Origin of the sequence: Cruoricaptor ignavus (assembly GCF_014961145.1) — a bacterium.
Taxonomy (GTDB): Bacteria; Bacteroidota; Bacteroidia; order Flavobacteriales; family Weeksellaceae; genus Cruoricaptor; species Cruoricaptor ignavus.
Window position 1 is genome coordinate 833,525 of record NZ_CP063145.1, and the last position, 23,853, is coordinate 857,377.

19 protein-coding genes and 1 other RNA gene are annotated in these 23,853 nt (G+C 43.1%); 2 read left to right on the top strand and 18 right to left on the bottom strand.

Annotated elements, in window-relative coordinates; all coding sequences use genetic code 11:
* Positions 1-66 precede the first annotated feature (66 nt).
* The 14 genes from IMZ16_RS03875 to IMZ16_RS03940 form a co-directional block, all read right to left on the bottom strand.
* Positions 67-372, bottom strand: coding sequence for a DUF3467 domain-containing protein (locus IMZ16_RS03875; RefSeq protein WP_073177236.1), 306 nt, complete (start codon positions 370-372; stop codon positions 67-69).
* Between the two features lie 90 nt (positions 373-462).
* Entirely contained in the window at positions 463-4,728 is a 4,266-nt protein-coding gene (rpoC, locus tag IMZ16_RS03880) for a DNA-directed RNA polymerase subunit beta' (RefSeq protein WP_193440570.1), read from the bottom strand.
* Between the two features lie 112 nt (positions 4,729-4,840).
* A complete protein-coding gene (gene rpoB, locus IMZ16_RS03885; RefSeq protein ID WP_193440571.1) occupies positions 4,841-8,662 on the bottom strand; it encodes a DNA-directed RNA polymerase subunit beta in 3,822 nt (1,273 codons plus the stop codon).
* 402 nt (positions 8,663-9,064) lie between these two features.
* A complete protein-coding gene (locus IMZ16_RS03890; protein WP_193440572.1) occupies positions 9,065-9,655 on the bottom strand; it encodes a hypothetical protein in 591 nt (196 codons plus the stop codon).
* A gap of 6 nt (positions 9,656-9,661) precedes the next feature.
* Positions 9,662-12,604, bottom strand: a complete 2,943-nt coding sequence (locus IMZ16_RS03895) for a hypothetical protein (protein ID WP_193440573.1) — start codon at positions 12,602-12,604, stop codon at positions 9,662-9,664.
* A gap of 746 nt (positions 12,605-13,350) precedes the next feature.
* Positions 13,351-13,986 (bottom strand): hypothetical protein, encoded by a 636-nt coding sequence (locus IMZ16_RS03900; protein ID WP_193440574.1) that lies wholly within the window; start codon positions 13,984-13,986, stop codon positions 13,351-13,353.
* A 668-nt stretch (positions 13,987-14,654) separates the two neighbouring features.
* Positions 14,655-15,041 (bottom strand): 50S ribosomal protein L7/L12, encoded by a 387-nt coding sequence (gene rplL / locus IMZ16_RS03905; protein ID WP_073177258.1) that lies wholly within the window; start codon positions 15,039-15,041, stop codon positions 14,655-14,657.
* A gap of 47 nt (positions 15,042-15,088) precedes the next feature.
* A complete protein-coding gene (rplJ, locus tag IMZ16_RS03910; protein ID WP_073177260.1) occupies positions 15,089-15,610 on the bottom strand; it encodes a 50S ribosomal protein L10 in 522 nt (173 codons plus the stop codon).
* Between the two features lie 10 nt (positions 15,611-15,620).
* Positions 15,621-16,313 carry a 50S ribosomal protein L1 gene (rplA, locus tag IMZ16_RS03915; RefSeq protein WP_193440575.1) on the bottom strand — a complete coding sequence of 231 codons (693 nt, stop codon included), beginning with the start codon at positions 16,311-16,313 and terminating at the stop codon, positions 15,621-15,623.
* 11 nt (positions 16,314-16,324) lie between these two features.
* On the bottom strand, positions 16,325-16,771 hold the full coding sequence (rplK, locus tag IMZ16_RS03920; protein ID WP_073177264.1) for a 50S ribosomal protein L11: 447 nt from the start codon (positions 16,769-16,771) through the stop codon (positions 16,325-16,327).
* Positions 16,772-16,966: 195 nt separating this feature from the next.
* Complete coding sequence (locus IMZ16_RS03925) at positions 16,967-17,881, bottom strand: DinB/UmuC family translesion DNA polymerase (protein ID WP_193440576.1); 915 nt, start codon at positions 17,879-17,881, stop codon at positions 16,967-16,969.
* A complete protein-coding gene (locus tag IMZ16_RS03930) occupies positions 17,811-18,245 on the bottom strand; it encodes a hypothetical protein (RefSeq protein ID WP_193440577.1) in 435 nt (144 codons plus the stop codon). The genes IMZ16_RS03925 and IMZ16_RS03930 overlap by 71 nt, the downstream gene beginning before the upstream one ends.
* A complete protein-coding gene (locus tag IMZ16_RS03935) occupies positions 18,245-18,445 on the bottom strand; it encodes a hypothetical protein (protein ID WP_193440578.1) in 201 nt (66 codons plus the stop codon). The genes IMZ16_RS03930 and IMZ16_RS03935 overlap by 1 nt, the downstream gene beginning before the upstream one ends.
* 204 nt (positions 18,446-18,649) lie before the next feature.
* Positions 18,650-18,946: a hypothetical protein gene (locus IMZ16_RS03940; protein ID WP_193440579.1), complete on the bottom strand. Its 297-nt coding sequence runs from the start codon at positions 18,944-18,946 to the stop codon at positions 18,650-18,652.
* 118 nt (positions 18,947-19,064) lie between these two features.
* Here IMZ16_RS03940 and IMZ16_RS03950 point away from each other — a divergent pair, with 118 nt between their 5' ends.
* Positions 19,065-20,237, top strand: a complete 1,173-nt coding sequence (locus IMZ16_RS03950; RefSeq protein ID WP_124985314.1) for an IS4 family transposase — start codon at positions 19,065-19,067, stop codon at positions 20,235-20,237.
* A 153-nt stretch (positions 20,238-20,390) separates the two neighbouring features.
* Positions 20,391-20,788, top strand: a transfer-messenger RNA (tmRNA) gene (ssrA, locus tag IMZ16_RS03955).
* 145 nt (positions 20,789-20,933) lie between these two features.
* Here the strand turns inward: ssrA and IMZ16_RS03960 are convergent.
* From IMZ16_RS03960 to IMZ16_RS03975, 4 genes are all read right to left on the bottom strand, one after another.
* Positions 20,934-21,794 (bottom strand): zeta toxin family protein, encoded by an 861-nt coding sequence (locus IMZ16_RS03960; protein ID WP_193440581.1) that lies wholly within the window; start codon positions 21,792-21,794, stop codon positions 20,934-20,936.
* Positions 21,781-22,035: a hypothetical protein gene (locus tag IMZ16_RS03965; RefSeq protein WP_193440582.1), complete on the bottom strand. Its 255-nt coding sequence runs from the start codon at positions 22,033-22,035 to the stop codon at positions 21,781-21,783. Before IMZ16_RS03965 ends, IMZ16_RS03960 begins: the two co-directional genes overlap by 14 nt.
* 92 nt (positions 22,036-22,127) lie before the next feature.
* Positions 22,128-23,390: a Y-family DNA polymerase gene (locus IMZ16_RS03970; RefSeq protein WP_193440583.1), complete on the bottom strand. Its 1,263-nt coding sequence runs from the start codon at positions 23,388-23,390 to the stop codon at positions 22,128-22,130.
* Positions 23,390-23,848 carry a LexA family protein gene (locus IMZ16_RS03975; protein ID WP_193440584.1) on the bottom strand — a complete coding sequence of 153 codons (459 nt, stop codon included), beginning with the start codon at positions 23,846-23,848 and terminating at the stop codon, positions 23,390-23,392. The genes IMZ16_RS03970 and IMZ16_RS03975 overlap by 1 nt, the downstream gene beginning before the upstream one ends.
* Positions 23,849-23,853: the final 5 nt, after the last annotated feature.

The following is a 23,853-nucleotide window of genomic DNA, read 5'->3' on the forward strand; positions in this document are numbered from 1 at the left end:
CAATTATCATAAAAAAAACCGCCTCATAATATGAGACGGATATAAAAAATAATTCCAGTATTTTACTTATGCCTGAACATTGTTGTTCTGCCCGATTACGAAAGGTTCAACTTCCTTAATCTCGCCGAACTGCTGCTCGTAGTTTTGGATGTTCTGCTGTAGCGCGTTCAAAACTCTCTTCGCGTGAAGCGGCGCCAAGATTACCCTTGAGCGTACCTGTGCCTGCTGAACGCCTGGCATAAGCTGGATGAAATCCAACACGAATTCAGACGGCGAGTGGTTTACAAGCGCAAGGTTGCAATATGCACCGGCAGCCACCATCTCGTTCAGTTGGATGTTAATGTTGTTGTCGTTGTTTTGGTTTTGGTCCATTGTTATTCTGTTTAGGTTTAAAAAAGTTTGACGCTCAAAGTTAAGGAAAGTTTTTCAACGGTGCCTTATTTTGAGCGTCAAACGGAAAAATTATTCGTAATCTGCAAATTCCTTCTTAGAGCCTACGATTACATTCTGATACTCCTTCAAGCCTGTACCAGCAGGGATTCTGTGCCCTACGATTACATTTTCCTTCAGGCCGTTCAGCTCGTCCACCTTACCTGAAACCGCTGCTTCGTTCAGCACCTTGGTTGTTTCCTGGAAAGATGCTGCGGACATAAAGGATTTCGTCTGAAGCGCTGCCCTTGTGATACCCTGAAGCACCGGCGTTGCCGTTGCAGGAAGCGCTTCCCTTGCCTCCACAAGTTTCAGGTCTTCCCTCTTCAGCTTGGAATTTTCATCGCGAAGTTCTCTTGCGGAAATCATCTGCCCAGGCTGAAGCTCCTTGGAATCTCCTGCATCCACTACCACCTTCATTCCGAAAATCCTATTATTTTCCTCGATGAAGTCGTATTTATGTTCCAGCGAGCCTTCCAGGAACTGCGTATCGCCGCCATCCACGATTTCAACCTTCGTCATCATCTGGCGCACGATGATTTCAAAGTGCTTGTCATCAATCTTCACACCCTGCAATCTGTACACCTCCTGAATTTCGTTCACCAAATATTCCTGAACCGCGGTAGGTCCTTTGATTCTCAGGATATCATCCGGCGTTACGGAACCGTCTGAAAGCGGCGTACCAGCACGAACGAAGTCGTTTTCCTGCACCAGGATTTGGTTGGAAAGTTTCACAAGGTAGGTTTTTCTCTCGCCTGTTTTCGCTTCCACGATAAGTTCGCGGTTTCCACGCTTGATTTTTCCGTAAGATACCACCCCGTCAATCTCCGTTACAACGGCAGGGTTGGATGGATTCCTTGCTTCGAAAAGCTCCGTAACCCTTGGAAGACCACCGGTAATATCGCCTGCCTTCGCTGATTTTCTCGGGATTTTAATCAAAATCTTACCAGCCTTGATTTTCTCGCCGTCGTTCACCATAAGGTGCGCTCCAACAGGCAGGTTGTAAGATTTCTGCTCTTCACCTTTCGCATCCACCACCCGAAGTGTTGGCACGGCTTTGCGGCTTCTCGATTCTATGATTACCTTCTCTTCAAAACCAGTCTGCTCATCTATTTCCAGCTGGAAGGAAGTACCTTGGATAATGTCTTCGTACTCCACTTTACCGGAAGCTTCCGCGATGATTACGGCGTTGTAAGGATCCCATTTTGCAATCAAATCGCCTTTGCTCACCTTAGCACCCGGTTTCACGGAAATTACGGAACCGTAAGGAATGTTGGCCACCATCAGTGGCGTTCTCTGCTCATTATCCGAAACAAGGCGGAATTCCGAAGAGCGCGAAACTACAACTTCTGCCGTGTTTCCGTTCTCATCCTCGGAAGTTACCGTGCGGATTTCATCCATTTCCACGATACCATCCCTCCTTGCCACGATGGAAGGATTTACAGAGACATTCCCTGCCGTACCACCCTGGTGGAAGGTCCTCAGCGTAAGCTGGGTACCAGGTTCACCGATGGATTGCGCCGCGATAACGCCCACAGCCTCACCCATATGGATTGGCTTGCCGGTTGCCAAGTTTCTGCCATAGCATTTTGCGCAGATACCTTTCCTCGCTTCGCAAGTCAGCGGAGAACGCACTTCCACGCTTTCTAAGCCAAGGTTTTCTATTGTTTTTGCTAAATTCTCGTCAATCAGTTCATCCGCTCCCACGATTTTCTCGTCCGTTTCAGGATGATAGATGTCGTGCAGGGAAATTCTACCCAGAATTCTCTCGGAAATTCTTTCCACGATTTCGTCGTTCTTCTTCAGCGGCGTAATTTCCGTTCCGCGAAGTGTGTGGCAATCGTCCTCCGTAATAATCACATCCTGAGCCACATCCACCAGCCTTCTGGTCAGATATCCTGCATCGGCAGTTTTCAGAGCTGTATCGGCAAGACCTTTACGGGCACCGTGCGTGGAAATGAAGTATTCCAGGATGGAAAGGCCTTCTTTAAAGTTCGCAACAATCGGGTTTTCAATAATTTCCGAACCTGTGGAGCCGGCTTTCTGTGGCTTCGCCATCAGCCCCCTCATACCGGAAAGCTGGCGAATCTGCTCCTTGGAACCACGGGCACCTGAATCCAGCATCATATAAACGGAATTGAAGCCACCCTGGTCGGTCTTCATCCTGTTCATAATCATCTCCGTAAGGCCGGCGTTCGTATTTGTCCACACATCAATTACCTGGTTGTAGCGCTCCGTATCGGTGATGAGACCCATATTATAATTCGCACGGATTTCATCCACATTCTCCACAGCCTGAGCAATCATCTGCTGCTTTTCTTCCGGCACCACAATGTCGCCAAGCGAGAAGGAAAGCCCACCCTTAAAGGCATTGCTGTAGCCCATATCCTTCATATCGTCCAGGAATTTCACCGTGGTTGGGAAATCGGTATCAGCCAAGATACGGCCGATTACATTCCGCAGAGATTTTTTCGTTAAAAGCTCATTTACGAAGCCTACTTGTTCTGGAACGATTTGGTTGAACAGAATTCTACCCACCGTAGTTTCCGTAAGTTTCGTGGTGATTTCACCATTTTCCTTGATTGGCAGCCTGCACCGTACTTTAGCGTTCAGCGAAACCTTGCCTTCGTTGTAGGCGATTTCCGCTTCTTCCGGTGAGTAGAAAGTAAGGCCTTCACCCAAAACCTTGTGATCTTCGGTAGAGTGCGCTTCCTTGGTCATAAAATAAAGCCCAAGCACCATATCCTGAGAAGGCACCGTAATCGGCGAGCCGTTTGCAGGATTCAGGATGTTCTGAGAGCCCAGCATCAGCAGCTGCGCTTCCAGGATAGCCTCTGGGCCAAGCGGCAAGTGCACCGCCATTTGGTCCCCATCAAAGTCAGCATTGAAGGCCGTGGTTACCAATGGGTGCAGCTGAATGGCCTTACCCTCGATCATTTTCGGTTGGAAAGCCTGGATACCCAGCCTGTGAAGCGTAGGCGCACGGTTCAGAAGGACAGGGTGGCCCTTCATCACATTTTCCAGAATATCGTAAACAACGGGCTCTTTCCTGTCGATAATTCTCTTTGCAGATTTTACCGTTTTTACAATGCCTCTTTCAATTAACTTCCTGATAATGAACGGCTTATAAAGTTCTGCCGCCATATCTTTCGGCAGACCGCATTCGTGAAGCTGCAAATCCGGACCTACCACGATTACTGAACGCGCCGAGTAATCCACCCTTTTACCCAAAAGGTTTTGGCGGAACCTACCCTGCTTCCCTTTCAATGAATCGGAAAGGGATTTCAGCGGCCTGTTGCTCTCGGATTTTACCGCAGAAGATTTTCTTGTATTGTCGAAAAGTGAATCCACCGCTTCCTGAAGCATTCGCTTTTCATTACGCAAAATTACTTCCGGCGCTTTGATTTCCAATAGCCTTTTCAGGCGGTTGTTTCTGATGATTACCCTGCGGTAAAGGTCGTTCAGATCGGATGTTGCAAAGCGGCCGCCATCCAGTGGAACAAGCGGGCGAAGTTCCGGCGGAATCACGGGCAGCACCCGCATTATCATCCATTCCGGCCGGTTTATCATCCTTGTATTGGCGCTTCGCAGCGCTTCCACCACATTCAGCCTTTTCAGCGCCTCCGTTCTTCTCTGCTTAGAGCCTTCGTTGTGCGCCTTATGTCTCAGGTCGTAAGAAAGTGCATCCAGGTCGATTCTTTTCAGCAAATCTTCCACGGCTTCCGCACCCATTTTTGCGATGAACTTATTCGGATCAGAATCTTCAAGATACTGATTTTCAGCAGGTAGCGTATCCAGGATGTCCAGATATTCTTCCTCGGTAAGGAATTCCATTTCCTCAAAGTCGGAGCCGTCGGCTTTCTTTGCCGCACCCTGCTGTATCACCACGTATCTTTCGTAGTAGATGATCATATCCAGCTTCTTGCTCGGCATTCCGAGAAGGTAGCCTATCTTATTTGGCAGTGAGCGGAAATACCAGATGTGTGCCACCGGCACTACCAGATTGATGTGGCCTATTCTTTCGCGGCGCACTTTCTTCTCGGTTACTTCCACACCGCATCTATCGCACACTATGCCTTTGTAGCGGATTCTCTTATACTTTCCGCAGGCACATTCGTAATCCTTCACCGGGCCGAAGATTTTCTCGCAGAAAAGTCCGTCTCTTTCCGGCTTGTGCGTGCGGTAGTTGATGGTTTCTGGCTTCAGCACCTCGCCTCTTGATTCCTGCAGGATGGATTCCGGCGAAGCCAGTCCAATCGTGATTTTATTAAACCTACTTGATTTATTTTTGTTTGACATTTTTATTTGTTAATTAAGAGATTTTGTGATTAAGAGATTAAGAAATTTAATACCGGCATCCTACCTAATTTCTCAATACCTTAATATCATAATTGATTTTTGTCTTTTAAATTTATTCCTCTAACCTCACATCCAATCCAAGGCCCTGCAGTTCGTGCAGCAATACATTGAAGGATTCCGGGATACCGGGCTCCGGCATTGCTTCACCTTTGGCAATCGCCTCGTAAGTTTTCGTTCTTCCCGTCACATCGTCGGATTTCACGGTAAGGATTTCACGAAGAATGTTGGATGCACCGAAGGCTTCCAACGCCCAGACTTCCATCTCACCGAAACGCTGACCACCGAACTGAGCCTTACCGCCCAAAGGTTGCTGCGTGATGAGAGAGTACGGGCCGATAGAGCGGGCGTGCATCTTATCATCCACCATATGCCCAAGTTTCAGCATATAGATTACGCCCACAGTGGCAGGCTGCGTGAATCTTTCGCCGGTACCACCATCATACAGATAGGTGTTACCGAATTTCGGAAGGCCGGCTTCATCGGTGTACTTCGTGATTTCTTCCAGCGATGCGCCGTCGAAAATCGGCGTGGCAAATTTCAGCCCAAGCTTCTGCCCTGCCCAGCCGAGAACGGTTTCATAAATCTGCCCGATGTTCATACGGGATGGCACCCCCAGTGGATTCAGCACTATGTCCACAGGCGTTCCGTCTTCGAGGAACGGCATATCTTCTTCGCGCACAATCCGCGAAACGATGCCCTTGTTTCCGTGGCGGCCCGCCATTTTATCACCTACTTTCAGCTTGCGCTTTTTAGCGATGTACACTTTTGCCGTCTTCATAATTCCCGGGGCAAGCTCATCACCTATCGTCACGGCATCCTTCTCACGGTTCATCACGCTACGGATGCTGTTTACTTTAATCTTATAATTATGCAGCAGCTGATTGATCAGCTCATTCCTGTCCTCATCCACAGTCCACTCTGCTCCGCTGATGTTCACATAATCGTCTATGGACTGCAGGAGCTTCAGCGTGAACTTTGTTCCTTTGGAAATTACCTCTTCATTCAGGTCATTCGTTACCCCTTGGGAAACTTTGCCGTTTACCAAAACATTGAGTTTTTCCACAAGGATACCGCGAAGCTCGTCAAATTTTACTTGGTAATCATTATCGATTTCCTCGAGTTTTAGTTTCTCCTCGCTGCGCTTTTTCTTATCCTTTATGTTTCTGGAGAAGAGTTTTTTATCTACCACTACCCCGCTAAGTGAAGAGTCTGCCTTCAGGGATGCGTCCTTTACATCTCCGGCTTTATCGCCGAAGATGGCTCGCAGGAGTTTCTCCTCCGGCGTAGGGTCAGATTCTCCTTTTGGAGTGATCTTTCCAATCATAATATCACCCGGTTTTACCTCTGCCCCGATGCGGATCATACCGTTTTCGTCCAGATCTTTGGTAGCCTCCTCGGACACATTTGGGATATCGGAAGTCAGCTCCTCCATACCGAGCTTGGTATCGCGCACATCTAGCGAATATTCGTCGATGTGGATGGAAGTAAACCAGTCTTCGCGTACCACTCTTTCGTTGATTACTATCGCGTCCTCAAAGTTATACCCCTTCCACGGCATAAATGCCACCACGAGGTTCCGCCCGATGGCGAGCTCGCCGTTTTCCGTAGCGTAGCCATCGCAGAGCACCTGTCCTTTTTCCACACGCTCTCCTACTTTTACATTTGGCCGTAGGGTGATGGTGGTACTCTGGTTGGTTTTTCTGAATTTTGTAAGGTTGTATGTTTTTGTTGCGGGCTCAAAGGAAACCAGCTCCTCGTCTTCCGTACGCTCGTATTTTATCACGATTTTCTCAGCATCCACATACTCTACCACGCCGTTTCCTTCAGCGTTGATGAGCACGCGGCTGTCTTTTGCCACCTGCCTTTCCAGCCCGGTACCTACGATTGGGGCTTCCGGGCGGAGGAGCGGCACTGCCTGGCGCATCATGTTGGAGCCCATCAGCGCGCGGTTCGCATCGTCGTGCTCAAGGAAAGGGATAAGGGAGGCGGAGATACCGGAAATCTGGTTCGGTGCCACATCCACAAGATCTACCTGCTGCGGCTCTACCACGGGGTAGTCTCCATCCACACGGGCGATGATCCTGTCCGACTCGAAGTCGCCGCTTTCAGACATTTCCACATTCGCCTGTGCGATTACCTTGCCTTCTTCATCCTCGGCGTTGAGATATACCGCCGGAGATTCCAGATCTACTCTGCCGTTTTCCACTTTTCTGTATGGGGTCTCTATGAAGCCCAAATTGTTGATTTTGGCATAAAGACCGAGCGAGGAGATCAAACCGATATTCGGCCCTTCCGGCGTCTCGATCGGGCAAATCCTGCCGTAGTGTGTGTGGTGCACATCCCGCACCTCGAAACCTGCGCGCTCTCTTGAAAGCCCGCCCGGCCCGAGTGCCGAAAGCCTTCTCTTGTGGGTAATTTCGGAAAGCGGGTTGGTCTGGTCCATAAACTGGGACAGCTGGTTGGTACCGAAGAACGAGTTGATAACCGAGGTGAGCGTCTTGGCATTTACAAGATCTCTTGGAGTAAATACCTCGTTATCGCGTACATTCATTCGTTCGCGGATGGTTCTTGCGATTCTGGACAGCCCCACACCGAACTGACCGGCAAGCTGCTCGCCTACGGTTTTAATCCTACGGTTGGAGAGATGGTCAATATCGTCGATCTCCGCCTTGGAGTTCACCAACTCGATAAGGTGGCGAACGATGGCGATAATGTCTTCTTTCGTTAAAACCTCAGTATCCTCGGAGATCTTCAGCCCAAGCTTCTTATTCAGCCTGTACCTGCCTACCTCTCCCAGGGAGTATCTTTGCTCGGAGAAGAAAAGTTTTTCTATGATGCCCCTTGCGGTTTCTTCATCAGGCGGTTCCGCGTTGCGTAGCTGACGGTAGATGTACTCCACCGCTTCTTTCTCAGAGTTGGTAGGGTCTTTCTGCAGGGTATTCTGGATGATGGTAAACTCTCCGGAGTTTTCCTTGTGAATCAGCACGGACTTCACGCCGGATTCCAGGATCATATCGATGTGCTCTTTTTCAAGAACGGTCTCCCGGTCCAGGATGATTTCATTTCTCTCCACGGAAACTACCTCGCCGGTATCTTCATCCACAAAATCTTCGAACCAGGTATTCAGCACGCGTGCCGCGAGCGTTCTGCCTTCGTATTTTTTCAGGCTTGCCTTGGTGGCTTTTACTTCCTCTGCAAGATCGAAAAGCTGGAGGATATCCTTGTCGGATTCATAGCCTATCGCGCGCAGCAGCGTAGTAAGCGGGAGCTTCTTCTTCCGGTCGATGTAGGCATACATCACATTGTTGATATCCGTAGTAAACTCCATCCAGGAACCCTTGAACGGGATAATTCTGGAGAAATAAAGCTTGGAGCCGTTGGCGTGGTAAGTCTGCCCGAAGAATACGCCCGGCGAGCGGTGCAGCTGCGTAACGATCACGCGCTCGGCACCGTTGATAATGAATGATCCGGAAGGCGTCATATAAGGCACGGGGCCCAGGTACACATCCTGAATCATAGTTTCAAAGTCCTCGTGCTCCGGATCGGTGCAGTACAGCTTCAGCACTGCCTTCAGCGGCACGGCATAGGTAAGCCCGCGCTCTATACATTCATCTATGCTGTACTTTGGCGTTCCCAGCTCGTAGTCCATAAACTCCAGCACGAATTGGTTTCTGGAGTCGGAGATAGGGAAATTCTCAAGGAAAGTTTTGTAAAGCCCCTCCTTTTTGCGGTCTTCAGGTAGCGTATCAAGCTGGAAGAATTCCTTGAAGGACTCGATCTGGATGTCCAGGAAATCCGGCGTGATCACCTTCCCCTTTACCGAAGAGAAATTAATTCTTTCGTCTGGCTGAGTGTTCTTCAGTGTTTTACTCATCTTTAAAGGTTCAATGTTTTTCTAAAAATTAAAATCAGCGAGAGCCCCCGGAGGTAAGAAAGCCTGAGAAAATCAGAAAGAAGAAAATACAACTGCTGCACTTCCTGCTTTTTTTGAAAATCCCGAGCCTGCTCCGCACGCTCCTCAACTCAAAAATGCAACCCCGTTATATCTTTTCACGGCGTAGTGCAGACGCTTCCGGACAACTTTTTAACCACGAAAACGCGGAAAACTCTTCCGTATATTTGAAAGAGTAATTCCGTAAAATATTCAGTTTAAAATCTTGATTGCCCCAAAGTGAAATGCAAAGATAAGCATTTATTTTATTTTGACAAAAAAGATTGCAGCAAAAGGGAAACTAAAAAAAAACCGCCCTTAGAGGGCGGCTTATAAGAATTCAAATTAATTAACAGGTTTCCAGAAACTCCAAACTGTACCGTTGAAAATTGCCAGCTGATTCGTTTTTAAATCATATGCCATCATACCCGGTGCTGGATTTATAATCTTCAGGTGTGGGCTTTCCATTGAAGGTAGAACCATAGCTTTATTAGCATCGGAAAGAACAAGGATGCCTTCTGCATTATCTTCTTGATTTTCGCCAATAATAACCTTTGCTTCTTTATGTTCTTCCTTATTATGTTGAACATTCGCTATATCGGCGGGCACCTTGCCAGTTGTATCATCTATAAAACCATTAGGTAATCTTACGTTTGTAACGTTAAATGTCAATGGTGACCAATCAGTCGCATTTTGACAGTTATTCTGCTTGCAGTAGCTCACAATTCCGGTAGCTGCATCCATAATGATAGTTCCAGGCACCTTACCTGCACGAACAACCTCTAAATTCTGCACATATGGTATAATCACACCACGGTTACCATTTCCAAATTCTAAAGACACAGAAGAACTGGAGACTTCATCTTTACCAAATGCAACCTGTGCGGAGAAATGAGCTGAAGCAGTAAGTATTAAAGTTAGAATTATCTTTTTCATATTCTCTTATTTTGATTTATGATCAGGGCACGCCTGTTTATTAAAGCACTTCCACTGGTTACCATCATATATCTTGAGGCATTTTTCAGTGGTATCATATACCATCATACCTTTAACAGATTTATTTTTAGGAATTTTAGTCGCAGGATTATCAACCCTATTGATTACAAAACCCTTGGTATTTGCCTCCATTACCAGCCAAGCTCCTTGTCTTACCATTGGCCAGTTATCATTCTCAGCACCAGCTCTACCCAGTGCGGTAATACCCGCATTGGTGCTTAATGTTTGACCATCAGTAGCAGGCAATCTATAGCAAGCCTCTGGAAGAAGGTGGATAATAACTTGAGAAACCCTACTTATAGTAGTACTGCCACACAAAGCATTTACTGTATATTTAAATTTATATGTGCCTGGACTGTTTTCGGCAATATTCCAGCGGTTTCCATCTATGGTGGTAAGCTTCGAATCGCTCATCACCTCCCACTTCCCAAAGGTATCCGGCTGGCCACCAAGGTAATCAAACAGGTTATGACTCTGTGTACCATCATAATAGAACGCATGCTCACTACTTTCGCCAGCAGACGGATTAGTAAAACTATCTTCGCGAAGCATTATTTGGTCATATGTATCCACGCAGTATTCTTTGCCTTCAGGAGACGTGATGTGGACCTGATAAACACCTGCCTTATCAGCAGTGAAATTTTCCAAATCCAAGAAGGATTTTGTACTTAGTACACCACCACTAAGAAGGTTACCATTCGCATCTTTTATTTTCCTCCATTCAAACCTTAGAACATCCAAATCGTTTACGCGGAGCCGTATTTTTGGTACATTACCATCACAATCTCCGTCCACAGAGATACCCGGTTTATACAGAACAGTTACATCCACAGCTTGCGTGTTGACTTTTCCACATTCATCTTTAACATGAACTATATAAACCCCTTTCTCTAATTTCGTAAATACAGGCTCACTTTGGTAAGGATAAATTTCAACACCATTTTTATAAAGTGCGTAAGTTAGTTTTTGACTACCTTTTTTAGCTGATACAAATAAATTATATGATTTATTAGAACATTCGAAAGATTGGGTCTTAATTTCAAGGGCGTCCGTAGGGTTATTATATTCAAATTCATAAATAACAGATGGCTCACTACAGTTACTACTATAAAACAACCCATCGTCTTTTAGAGTATTGTACACATTACCAGTCTGCCTAACTTGATAAATTCCGGTAGGAAGGTTTCTTGGTTCCCAAGTATAACTTTGCGTTAGTTTAGGATCATCTTTTAGAATTCTATCTCTAGGGGCTTCTTTATAAAAACTGTATGTGCCATTTGGCTGTTTTTTCCATAGAGAAATTCTTCTATTTAATTCGAATGTACCCAAGTTTTCCCATGTAACTTGGATTTTTGGCTGCGCTTCACAGCTGGACACGGGAGCAACTGTGACGGGCAAAGTTTGTATTACATCGAGCTGCTTTTCTTGGCTCTCAGAGGGGCAGTTTTTGGTTGTAAAAGTATAAGTATACTTACCAATTGGCAAGATAATTGCTCCTCTCGATATCCCGCCTGTACCTTTAACAAACTGTGTTATATAATATGTTTCCCCAGCTCCTTGCGCAGAAGTAGATTTTATTGTAATTTTCTCGAAATCAGCTTCACTGGTATTAAATATAACATAGGTTTTATCCGCCTCGCAGGTTGCGGTTTGATGATAATAAACAAACGGATCACTATCTTTTATTTCATACATGAAATTTTTTTTGTTTCCGCACTGATCTTCAACCTCGAATTTATATATACCTGTTCCAAAATTTTCAGTATTTGAAAAGGTATGAGCAAACTTTAAAGTGTCATAGTCTGCATTATACTGAGGAATTAAAGTGCTCCCGTCTGGCGCAATAGCTTTAAGAATTTTAAATTTAGTATTACTTTTAAATGTGAAACTATTCGTGGATTTACAACTAGTAGACGAAAATATTTTAATAGGAAGGACTTCAGGATTAAGGGGAAGAGTTTGCACCTTGCCGCACAAATCTTCTACTATCAACTTTATATCTTTTGCCGTATTTGGAATCACCAAATCATTACCATAGCGATCTACCGTTGTTTCTCCCAAGGATTTCGAAGACTCATAAGCTGGATTCAATTCTTCCACAAACTGGGGATTCCCCGCAGCATCGGTATATGTAATTGCAATTCTCTTCAACTGCACCTTTTGATTTGGCGACTGTTGATCCAAATTATTTTTCAGGCCCACTTTAAAATTCCAGAAACCACAAGTCTCTACAGTAAAACCATATAAATAATCATATTTGCTTTCTTCGCCCTCAGGCATAATATCCCAGATAGGTTTCGTTATTCCTATTTTATACACGAATGCATTCTCTCCGCAAGCATCTATCACTTCCACATCATAAAATCCATTTGAGAGATCAGCATAGCTCATAGTTTTTGAGGAGCTTTTGTCAGTCTTAATTAGTGTTCTCTTCGTACTATCCTTACTATCAATCTTATAAATATTATAAGTATATGGGCCTTTACCCTTGAGAACATTTACATTTAGCGCTTCGCAAGAGGCATCATCTCCGTCGGCAGAAATTTTAATTTTCTCAAGTTGATTTTGAATAACAAAATCCAAGGTACCCCTTCTTTTTTCCTCTACAGTCTCGCCAGATATAGTTTCAACTGCTATAATCTGATAATTGCCAGCTGGTAGAGAGCTATAACTTGGGCCGCTGGATATATTCAATTCTTTATTAGTCTTAAGATCTATAATGGTATAGGAGTAGGAACCATTCGGCCTTCCATTAGTAACTTTCCACTCAACAGATCCGTTGCTCTTGCAAGTTTCGTGATTAAGACTCGTAATTACAATATTCAGATTATCTTGCGCGATGAACAATGAAAAACTGAGCAGTAAGAGAAATGATAAAATTTTCTTCATAATATTATTAAAAAAATTTCTGCAAAAATAGAAATATTTTATAACAAAAATAATATGGAATATTAACGAATTGTTAACACTTCTTCAATACGGCTTATTGGGGGCAATTCCTTGCGCTGAAAAGTACCGAAATACGGGTGTTTCCATACTCATCGATACAAGGGTCCTCAATAATAGTAGGCGATGTTTATGAAGAAGATAACTTTAATAATAATTTTCTTCCAAAAGTTCTCAGTTTTGATTTACTTTCTTTTTTTTCTTCGGGTCATCTCCCTGTTTGCCTTCGAAAAAGGGCATCCGACCGAAAGAAGACCGAAAGAAAATTGGGAGGACGGTGTGAGGAAAACATTTTGAATTGACTACAAAAAAATCAGCACCGGGAAATCCCGATGCTGATAAAAAACGCTAACAAAAATTGCATCTGATCACTTCACGCTCCAGAAGCTCCACACAGTCCCATTAAAGATGGCCAACTGGTTGGTTTTGGTGTCGTAAGCCATCATACCAGGTGCAGGATTAACAATATTCAGATGAGGACTGTCCATTTTTGGCAGGATCATAGCCGTGTTTGTATCGCTGAGCACCAAAATTCCAATAGCTGTCCGCTGAAGGTTTTTTTTCCGATCAGCAAGCACGCTATTCTGTGACCCATCAGGTCTTTCTCAATAGCGATCAAATTATGTACTTCTCCTCAAAACAAAAAAAACCACAGAGAACCTGTGGCACTTGTGATTATAAAAAAACTTCTAGTCGTTGGAAACTGTCACCCAGCTATAATTTGTGCCTGGGCCGTTCGAAGCTACTACCTTAACACACCTGCTTCCTGATGTGGTACCAACGAAAGTTGAGCTGCCTCCTCCATATTGCATATTTAATAAACCATATAAAGTAATTTTCGGTGCGTAACTTCCACCTGCTCCATTTCCCACATTACATACGTTATACCACTGCCCGGCATTAGTTGAAGAGGCAGCTGGTAAATTGACAGAAACCACAGTAGCACTTGCGTTTCTCGCTGCCGCATAAATAAAAATGTTACTATTGGCAGGATAATCAGTTAATGTAATGGTTGTTGTAGAATTGGGAGCTGCATACCAATAAGTTTTTTCGTTAGGAGCACCGGACGAAGGAATACCAGATACCACTCCTAAATTGCCATTTGCATCTGCAACTACAGTTTGCGTAGCTGTAAACGTAGTACTCTGCGTTGCAGCACCGTTGTAGATTTTACCTGAACCACTCACCGGAAGACTGCTGACACGGGCTGTACCATTTACATGCAGTGTTTCGGAAGGCATAGGAGTATTAACCCCCACTTTTCCTGTCTGGGCAAACGCCGTGGCGGACATCAGCAAAACGCTAGCAAATAATGTTTTTTTCATAATATAGATTATTTAATTGGATGCGAAAATATAAACTGCTATAAAGTGTAAAATTTAAAAACTAACACAATTTGAAAAATCTATTTGCTGTCGTTCTGTTGGCTGGTGCAGTCTCAATGGCAACAGCGCAACGTCTGGAAAGGTAGGGTTTAATACAAGCGCTCCTGCAGCAACATTAGATGTAAGAAATATCATCTTTTTATCATATTGAATATCATTATTCTGGATGCTATAAATTATTTTTCTGTTTTGTATAATAACAATTATGTCAAGCAAAAGTTTCCGCAATTAATATTGACCATAATTAATATGACAGGCATATCATCGTAAAGTTAATTATTGTTAAAATTAATTTTTTTCCAATTAATCAACGTAAATTTGCAACCATATTAGATAGATGAAAAATTATTTTATATTTTGGTGAAACAAGTCCTTATAGAGAATATTTTTCACATCGCAAATATACGAACTTAAATGAAACACTTTCGAACTTAATTAAAATTTACGTTAAGATTATTTAATACAATATCATTATCCAGAATATCAGTCAAATTTTAGATTCTTTTCCCTCACGTTTGTTCTCACCTCCGGTGAATTTTAAACAAAAAAACCTCGGAAAGTAAAACTTCCCGAGGCTGTTCCGTAAGAACGGCTATTTATTATAGCAATTACTTCAGCTCCACTTCAGCTCCAGCTTCTTCAAGCTGCTTTTTCAGAGCTTCTGCCTCGTCTTTTGCAATACCAGTTTTGATTGGTGCAGGTGCGCCGTCCACAAGGTCTTTTGCTTCCTTCAGGCCTACACCTGTAAGGTCTTTCACCAATTTAACTACCGCAAGTTTAGAAGCACCGGCTGCCTTAAGGATTACATCAAATTCAGTTTTCTCCTCAGCACCACCAGCAGCATCGCCACCGCCAGCACCAGGGCCAGCAGCTACAGCTACAGCCGCTGCAGCAGGTTCGATGCCATACTCATCCTTCAGGATGTCGCTAAGTTCCTTTACTTCTTTTACGGTAAGGTTTACCAGGTTTTCTGCAAGTTCTTTAAGATCTGCCATTTTTGAATTCTTTTTGTTGTTAAACGATTATTTTTTTTGAGTGAGTGTTAATTTTCTTTGTTTTCGAGTGTCTTCAGAACGCCGGTAATGGTATTCGCACCGGATTGAAGCTGAGACATAACATTCTTGATAGGCGACTGAAGCAGGCCGATAAGCTCGCCAAGCAATTCTTGCTTAGACTTGATGGCCGCCAGCTCATCTACTTGATCGCCGATGTAAACCGCGCTGTCCACCCAGGCACTTTTGATGACAGGCTTCTCAGATTTCTTCCTAAGCTCCTTCACCATTTTCGCCGGTGCATTGCCGGTCTCGCTCAGCATTATCACGGTGTTGCCCTTGAAAGTGTCGAACATTTCAGAGTAATCTCTATCCTCGATGCTTTCCATTGCCTTTCTCAGCAATGTGTTCTTCACCATTTTTACTTTGATATTGTTCTTGAACGCCTGCCTTCTAAAATCTGAAGACGCACCAGCGTTAAGACCTTCGATGTCCGCAACATACACCACATTGGTGCTCTGCAGCAATTCCGTAATCTCGCGGATTACCGCTACTTTTTCTTCCTTGGTCATTGTTTCAGATTTAGTTTACAGATTTAGTATCAATTGCAATACCCGGGCTCATCGTAGATGACAGGTAAATAGATTTCATATAAGTGCCTTTCGCAGCCGTAGGCTTAAGCCTCTGCAGCGTGGCAATCAGCTCAGACGCATTATCCTTAATCTTCTCTGCATCGAAGGATACTTTGCCGATGGCAGCGTGCACGATACCGTATTTATCTACCTTAAAATCAATCTTACCAGATTTCACTTCAGAAACGGCCTTCCCGATTTCCATCGTTACCGTTCCGGATTTTGGGTTCGGCATGAGGCCTCTTGGCCCTAGAACTCTACCCAGCGGCCCCAGTTTACCCATCACCGCAGGCATCGTCACGATTACATCTACATCCGTCCAGCCGTCCTTTATTTTTTGAAGATAATCATCCAGCCCCACGAAATCAGCACCAGCTTCTTTCGCCTCGGCTTCTTTATCCGGCGTTACCAAAGCAAGAACGCGCACATCCTTACCCGTTCCGTGCGGAAGGGAAACCACGCCGCGCACCATCTGGTTCGCTTTCCGCGGATCTACACCAAGGCGCACCGCGATATCTACAGACGCATCGAATTTAGCCGTATTCACTTCCTTCACAAGGTTTGCACCTTCTTCCAATGTGTAGAATCTGCCTTTCTCAACTTTGCCTGCCACTTCTTTTTGCTTCTTTGTAAGTTTTGCCATTTCAGTAAGTTTTAAGCGTTAGTTGTAGGTCTGTTTCCTGTTACACGAAGGCCCATAGAGCGGGCTGTACCTGCTACCATACTCAGCGCAGAATCTAGGGTAAAGCAGTTCAGGTCGCTCATTTTATCCTCGGCGATTTTCTGCACCTGCTCCCAGGTTACGGAGCCCACCTTGTTTCTGTTCGGCTCACCGGAGCCTCCCTTCACTTTGGCAGCATCCATCAGCTGTACTGCAGCCGGCGGCGTTTTGATGACGAAATCGAAAGATTTGTCCTCATACACCGTGATCACCACAGGAAGCACCTGTCCTGGCTTATCCTGCGTTCTCCCGTTGAACTGCTTACAAAACTCCATAATGTTCACCCCTGCAGAACCGAGAGCCGGGCCAACAGGCGGCGAAGGATTGGCGGCGCCACCCTTTACCTGGAGTTTTACCATTTTAAAGACTTTCTTAGCCATCTTTCTTAGTTTAAATGAATAATGAAAAAAGCGGAAGCATTATTCTAAACGCTTTGGCGCTTATCTCACCTCACGCCAAAACATTTGAGAGCGCAAAAGTATAAATAATTTTCTGAATGACAAAATATTATGTCAATGTTTTGATGAGTTTTATTTTCAGACTAAAAGATTGCCAAATCGCGGGGAGTTTCAGCGTCAGTGAAAACGGTAGGCGGCTTCATTCAGAGTATTGTTTTTCAGGAAATTTTCATACTCTTCAGAAAAAATTTTCCTGTTGTAAGGGGACTTGCCGCTTTGCGAGCCCAGCCGTACTTTTTGCTTTCCATATTTGTTATTCATCCTGTCCATAGCCTTCATCACCGGGCGGTGCACCTCCTCCCAGTCCTGTTCGAAGAGGCTTGTAATCCGCTCGTTTTCCGGGACGAAATCTGAGACGATAACGCCCGCTTTTTTATACATAAAGCCTTCTGCAAAAATTTCGGAAAAGATTTCTCCGGCGGCCTTTGCAAGAGTGATGGCGCTATTGGTGGGGTTATTCAGGCGAAGCGTTCTGCCGTTCTGGTAGACGCCGAGCTCCGGGCGGAAGCGGTTGGTCTTTATAAATACCGTAATCTCCCGGCAGCAGCTGCTTTGCCGGCGGAGTTTTTCCGCGCAGATAAAGGCAAATGTCTTTATGCGCTCGGCCAGCTCCTCCGGCTCGCTTATCATTTCCATAAAGCTCCGGGTGGTGGCTATGGATTTCTTTTTCGCGGGGTCATCCAGCTCCAACTGCTGCTCTCTCGCTCTTGCACCGTGCACCTTTCGGTAAAGCTTCTGCGATGAATCCCAAAGACCGCCTTCCGTCCGTATCATCGGCGTTGTACGGCGGAAGCATACCGCCCCAAAATCTTTCACATCCTTGTGCCTTATCGGCTCAAGTAAAAGCGAGAAGGTTTTTCCCACACCGGCAGCTCCGCCGCCAACCAGAATATCAGCGGAAGACGAGAGAGCCTCCATCTGGTAGCCCTCCTGCGGTCTTATGATTTCTGTCTGCAAGATTTTACCGGTTATTATCGGGAATCTGGAAAATAGTAACCTGCTGAGTTTCTGGAAGCGGATTTTCCGGATCATTGCTGTGGATGTGCCGGTGTGCCGGATAAAGCCCCTCAAGTTTAGAAAGTTCCTTCAAGTAAGCCAATGCTATCTTAAGACCTTGCGGCGTGTTTTTGAATTTCGGATCCATATTGCGAAGGTTGTTCTGAAGCTCTGCAATTCTGGAATCCAGCTTGGCCTGTATGTCGATAATCCGGTCACGCCGCCAGTTAGCGTGTGCTTCTCGGTAATATCTTCTGGCCGTCTCAATGGAGATGCCCCAAGACTGCATCGCCTGCTTCTTGATGAGATATTCCGGCACGGAATCAATCATCCAGCCCATCATCGTGAAGATGCGCTGATCTTTTTCCAGCTTAGGTGTATGTTTTCCTCTTCTGCTCATTATTCATTTGGGAACATCATCTTGATGCCGTCTATTAGGCGGCTAAGGTCTAAAATATACTGCACGAGCCGCATCCTTTCGTACTCCCGCTTCATCCGGATAGCTTCTGATGAATCCGGTATCGGATCCTGGTAGCCAATAAGAACCATTTCGTTCCTTTTTTTCTCCTCTTCCAGGTAGCTGATAATCTTGTCTCTCATATCTATTAACATTTTGTAATTTTCCATTTTCTCGAGTATTTTATGCCAAAAATACTCAACCGATTATCAACCGGCACGGTTACCGAATTTAATCGGCAACCGTAAAATTTTTTCAGTGGTTTTTCTTTTATGGGCGAAAACCTTCTCAAAAAACCTGCGCAAGGAAAAAATGCAGCATAAAACCCAGTTGCTTTTTGAAGTTATTTAGTCGTTAAACAAGATGTTATAAATGCATTCTTTGTTGATATGCAACCTATCATTTAGTATTAGGCCGTGATCTGCGGTGCAGACCAAATCGTTGTCAATCCTACCGGTTACAGCTTCCGGACTGATAGTTTCCACCTCAACCCAGAATCTTTCTCCCATCACACTTACCTTTACGAAGTCTCCAGGCTCGATGTTCCGTAGGTCATCATCGCTCGGTGCGCAGAATGTTTCCGGGTGCTGCTTTTTCATTTCCTGTGCGTTCACTAAGTGCGCTTTTTTAAATTTTAAGTTCATTTTTGAAATTGTTTTTATTTTGTTTATGCTTAGTCAATAGCGTCCTAAATAAAAAAAATAAGAAGGAATTAGAGTAACTCAAAGTACCTTTGAGGTTGCACAACAAAAAAACCTTCTTATGGATTCAAAATTAACATTATTTTCCCAAATCATTTCAAAAATAGACCGAGTAATTTTCAAAAAAATAGTCAAAGAAAAAAAGACCGATTACCGAAATAAAGGATTCGATAGTTGGACCCATTTAGTTTCTATGCTTTTCTGTCATTTTGCCAAAAGCACTTCGGTACGGGATATTTCCAATGGACTTCGTAGCGCAACGGGCAACCTCAATCATTTAGGGATAAAAACAGCACCTTCCAAATCTTCTATTAGCTACCAGAATGGAAAACGAGATGCAGACTTGTTCAAAGATTTGTATTTCATATTATTAGAACATTTAGGACAGCACACCAAACAAAAACGAGTAAAGCTGAAAATAAAAGTTCCCGTTTATCTATTAGATTCCACTCTTATTTCCCTGTGTCTTTCTTTATTTGATTGGGCAACGTATCGCACTAAGAAAGGAGCTGTAAAGATGCATACCTTGCTTGAATACGATGGGAAACTTCCGGTTTATGTGAATATTACCAAAGGAAGTGTTGCGGATAATAAAGGGGCTGAAAACATTCCTTTGGAAAAGGGAGCAGTCATTGTTGCAGACCGATTCTATAACGATTTTCCAATGCTCTCTATTTGGGACAGCAAAGGTGTTTTCTTCGTAATAAGACATAAAGAAAATCTGAAATTTGAAACTTTACAGGAACGAGAACTTCCACCAAAAGGAGCGCAAAACATTTTGAAAGACGAAGACATAATCCTTTCAAACCCTATTTCAAAAGAAAAATACCCTAAAAAATTAAGAAGAGTGGCGGTTTGGGACGATGAAAACAAGCAAACTATCGAAATTATCACCAATAATTTCACTTGGGCAGCTTCCACCATTGCAGAACTGTACAAACAAAGGTGGCAGATTGAGATTTTTTTCAGAGACATCAAGCAATTGCTTCATATCAAAACATTTATCGGAACATCTGAAAATGCAGTTAAAATACAAATTTGGACGGCTCTAATTACCATTCTTATCCTAAAATACCTAAAATCAATCGCAAAATATCCTTGGCAATTATCAAATCTAGTAGCATTTATCCGACTGAATATTTTTGTGAAAATTAATCTCCAGTATTGGCTCGACAAACCTTTTGACCAACCACCTGAATCTCAAAAAACATATTATCAAGGGGTTCTTTTTTGAAATTAAATGTAAAGCTAAATGTAAAATAGGTATTTAGGCTGTTTCTATTTTTAATAATTTTTATTTAGGACAGTATTGAACAATCTTTATGATAAAAAAAAGACGCACTCGCCCGTAAGATAAAATATTCGTATATTTGCAGACTATCTTTTTGGGGTTGACTGGTTTCGACAGCAGGACCAATGGGTAATTAAGCACGCAGAGAACCGCAGCGCGATCTCTTTAATCCCTTGCTGCAAACATTAACTGGCAACGAAGAGTTTGCTCTTGCTGCTTAATCTGAAGCACAGTAGGATAAGCGTTTTCCCGAAGCACAGTAAGGAAACAGGATGTCTCGCCACAGTTCTTTTCTGCGACGGTGGGCTCTGAGGCATAGGAAAGCGGAAATAAGCTGCCGGAGGTTTCGGCCGGCAGACGAAAACCGAAGAAAATAAGCGCAGTGTTGGCGGTCTATTGTCTGCACTTCGTCGAAAATTAAGAATAGACTAAGCGTGTAGAAAGCTTGCGTATTGCCTGTTTGGACGAGGGTTCGAATCCCTCCAACTCCACAATAACCACTATGAATACGGGGTTTAACCGGTGTCAGGGACTAAATAAGGGACTAGCATGATTGGCTCTTGTTTCCGAATCTTTCTTCAGTTGTTCTAACAATTGGTTAGAATTCTGGGCCTCCTAGTATTGGATGACAAAAATATATTATCTTTTAAATCCTCTTTTCTTTTTATTGTCAAGATCTTCAATCTGCCTTTCTACAACATGTAATAATTTTGCCACATCATTTTTTAAAGTAGTATCAATTTCACGAAACGTAGCGTATCCTCTATCTCTTGCAGATAACAGAAGGTTTATGTTATTAAATTGGTCTTCCCTCGTTTTCTTGATAATATCAGACGGAATCCAATCTTGATTATTCCATGAATTATCTTTTAGAGTAAAATAAGCAAGATCATCCTTTGCGTACAATGAGAAAATTTGAATGTTATTTACAATTTTCTCATGATACAACTTATCTAATGATTCGGAAACCCCTGCCACCGCTTGATTATGCGATGAAACATCCGCTAACCGCCCATATCCTGAGCTATTAACTTCTTCTTGATAACGAACATAAATCCCTAACTCCGTAAGAATCTGCGGTGCTGATATGGCAAGTGCATCAACAATATACCCTACCTCTTTAAATTGCTTACAAGTTTGAGTGGGAATGTCTGGATTCCGCATTGTGCCCTCTATTATAATGCTATAATTGTTATTAAGTGCGTCGTTTATCAAATTTTCAGTAAACATATTTGAAAATATTTGAGTTTCAGAAGAAAAACGATGCGGAATTTTTCTTAATTCGTCATGTCTAGGATGGAATATCCTGAAATTATCCCCATTAACGATAAGAAAGTCTTGAGTTGGATAATATTCCTTACATTTTTTTACAAGGCTACCCTTTCCACTAGCTGGTTGTCCTCCCAACAAAACTGCAACAGGATTCTCGCTTGATTTTAAACCGCTAAGAAATAGATTTTTCTTTTTTTCGTATATATTACGAATTTCAGACTCTCTCATATTTTGCTTTCACGATAGGGCTGTAAAGTTTATCGATTTTCTCCATCACTGAAAGCCTGGAATGGTCATCTCCGTAGTACAATAATTTTTCTTCAGCGTCATACTTTCGGATTTCAGTCATTAATAGTGCTTTTTCAGTCTCAGTTGCATCATCTAGCTTCCTGATTTCTATTGCTCTCATTTCATTAACAAGCATCAATGCCGTGTCCAGCATCATTGGAAATTTTATCTCTTCGTTCATTTTTAGTATTTTCTAATCCTTATTTCAATTCCAGTGTGGTGCGATTAATACCCGCTAATTTATAAATTTTTCTTTCAGTTTTATAGCTGTTTTTAAGTTCGTATTTTTATCAATTGGTTGATATCAGTGGAATATTTTGGGGAGAGTTTTTTCTGATTCATTTTCCAAGTTCTTTGTATGTCCATTCCTGCAAGTTTAATTTTATCACTGCCAAGTTTTTTATTCATTTTGTCAATAGTTTCCATCAGTGGCCTGTGTTTACCCTGAAAATCTTCATCGAATAGTGATTGAGTGCGTTCATCTTCTGGAACGAATTCTGAAACAATTACACCAGCTTTCTTGTAAGACAAGCCTTCAACAAAAATTCTGTTTAGAGCATCTTTTGCAGCCTTAGAAATTACAATTGCGCTGTTGGATGAATTGACAAGCGGAATGGAAAAAGAATTGGAATATTGCCTATCTGATGTTCGGAAGCGGTCTGTTGTGATAAATACTGTAACAAACCTACAACAGGATTGTTGTTTCCTTAGTTTTTCTGCACACTTAAATGCAAATGTAGTTATTCGTTCCAGCAAGTATTCGTAGTCCTGTGATCGCTTTTCAAAAGTCCGTGTGGTGGCAATCATTTTTTTATCCTTTCTTTCAGATAAATTATATTGTGGAATTCCCTGTAATTCACGGTGCATTCTTACGCCATAAATTCCCATTATTTTCTGCACATAACCTTCCGGAAGCTGAGTGAAATCATATGCAGTTTTAATTCCTTCTGCGCTAAAGCGTTCGAAATATCTTCTTCCTATCCCCCATACATCTTCCAAAGGAAACCATTTAATTGCGCTTTCAATTTTCTTTGCATTATCTATAATGTAAACGCCGTTTGTTCGTTCGGGAAACTTCTTTGCAATTTTGTTGGCTACTTTAGCAAGCGTTTTCGAGGGAGCTATACCAATGGAGCAAGGAACATCAAGGCCGTTCAGAATATGCATACGAAGTTTTTCGCAATGTTCCTGAAGATTGACATAAGGATAACCGTGAAAATCTAAAAAGCTCTCATCAATACTATAAATTTCTACATCCTGACAATATCTTCTGCAGATATTGGTAATGCGGTTTGAAATATCTCCGTAAAGAACGAAGTTTGCAGAAAACACGGCTACACTTTCCCTATCTGCCAAATCTTTAAACTGAAAATATGGCTGTCCCATCTTAATGCCTAAGGCTTTCGCTTCATTAGACCGTGCTATGGCGCAACCATCATTATTGGAGAGAACCACAACGGGAGTATTTCTTAAATCAGGTCTGAAAATTCTCTCACAGGAAGCGTAAAAATTATTCCCATCAATCAGCCCGTACATTAGTTTAATTTATGAATGTTAAATGTTGCAATACCCCAAATTTGAAATTCATCGAATTCAGTAATGGTAATATTATTATAGGCAGGATTTTCTGACTTCAGAATAATTTCTGAAAGCTGCAAACTGTTCGGTTTATACTTCGGTTGAAAGACTTTTATAAAAAATTCACCATCCAAAAAGACTACGGCTTTATCTCCAGTTTTGGGAATAGTTCCTTTTTCGATAACAAGAATATCATTATCAAATATCCCAATATCTTTAAGGCTATCTCCAGTAACTCTACCTAAAAATGTTGTGTCTTTATCCCGGATTATATGTTTCAGCAAATCAATGGTATCTTCCGGAAAATCCAGTGCCGGACTCTCAAATGAGCCATAACCGCCAGCTTTTATTTTGGCAGGTATTAAGGGTACAGGAATATCATCCCCGTTTATCTTGTATAGTTCCAATTTTTGCATACAGC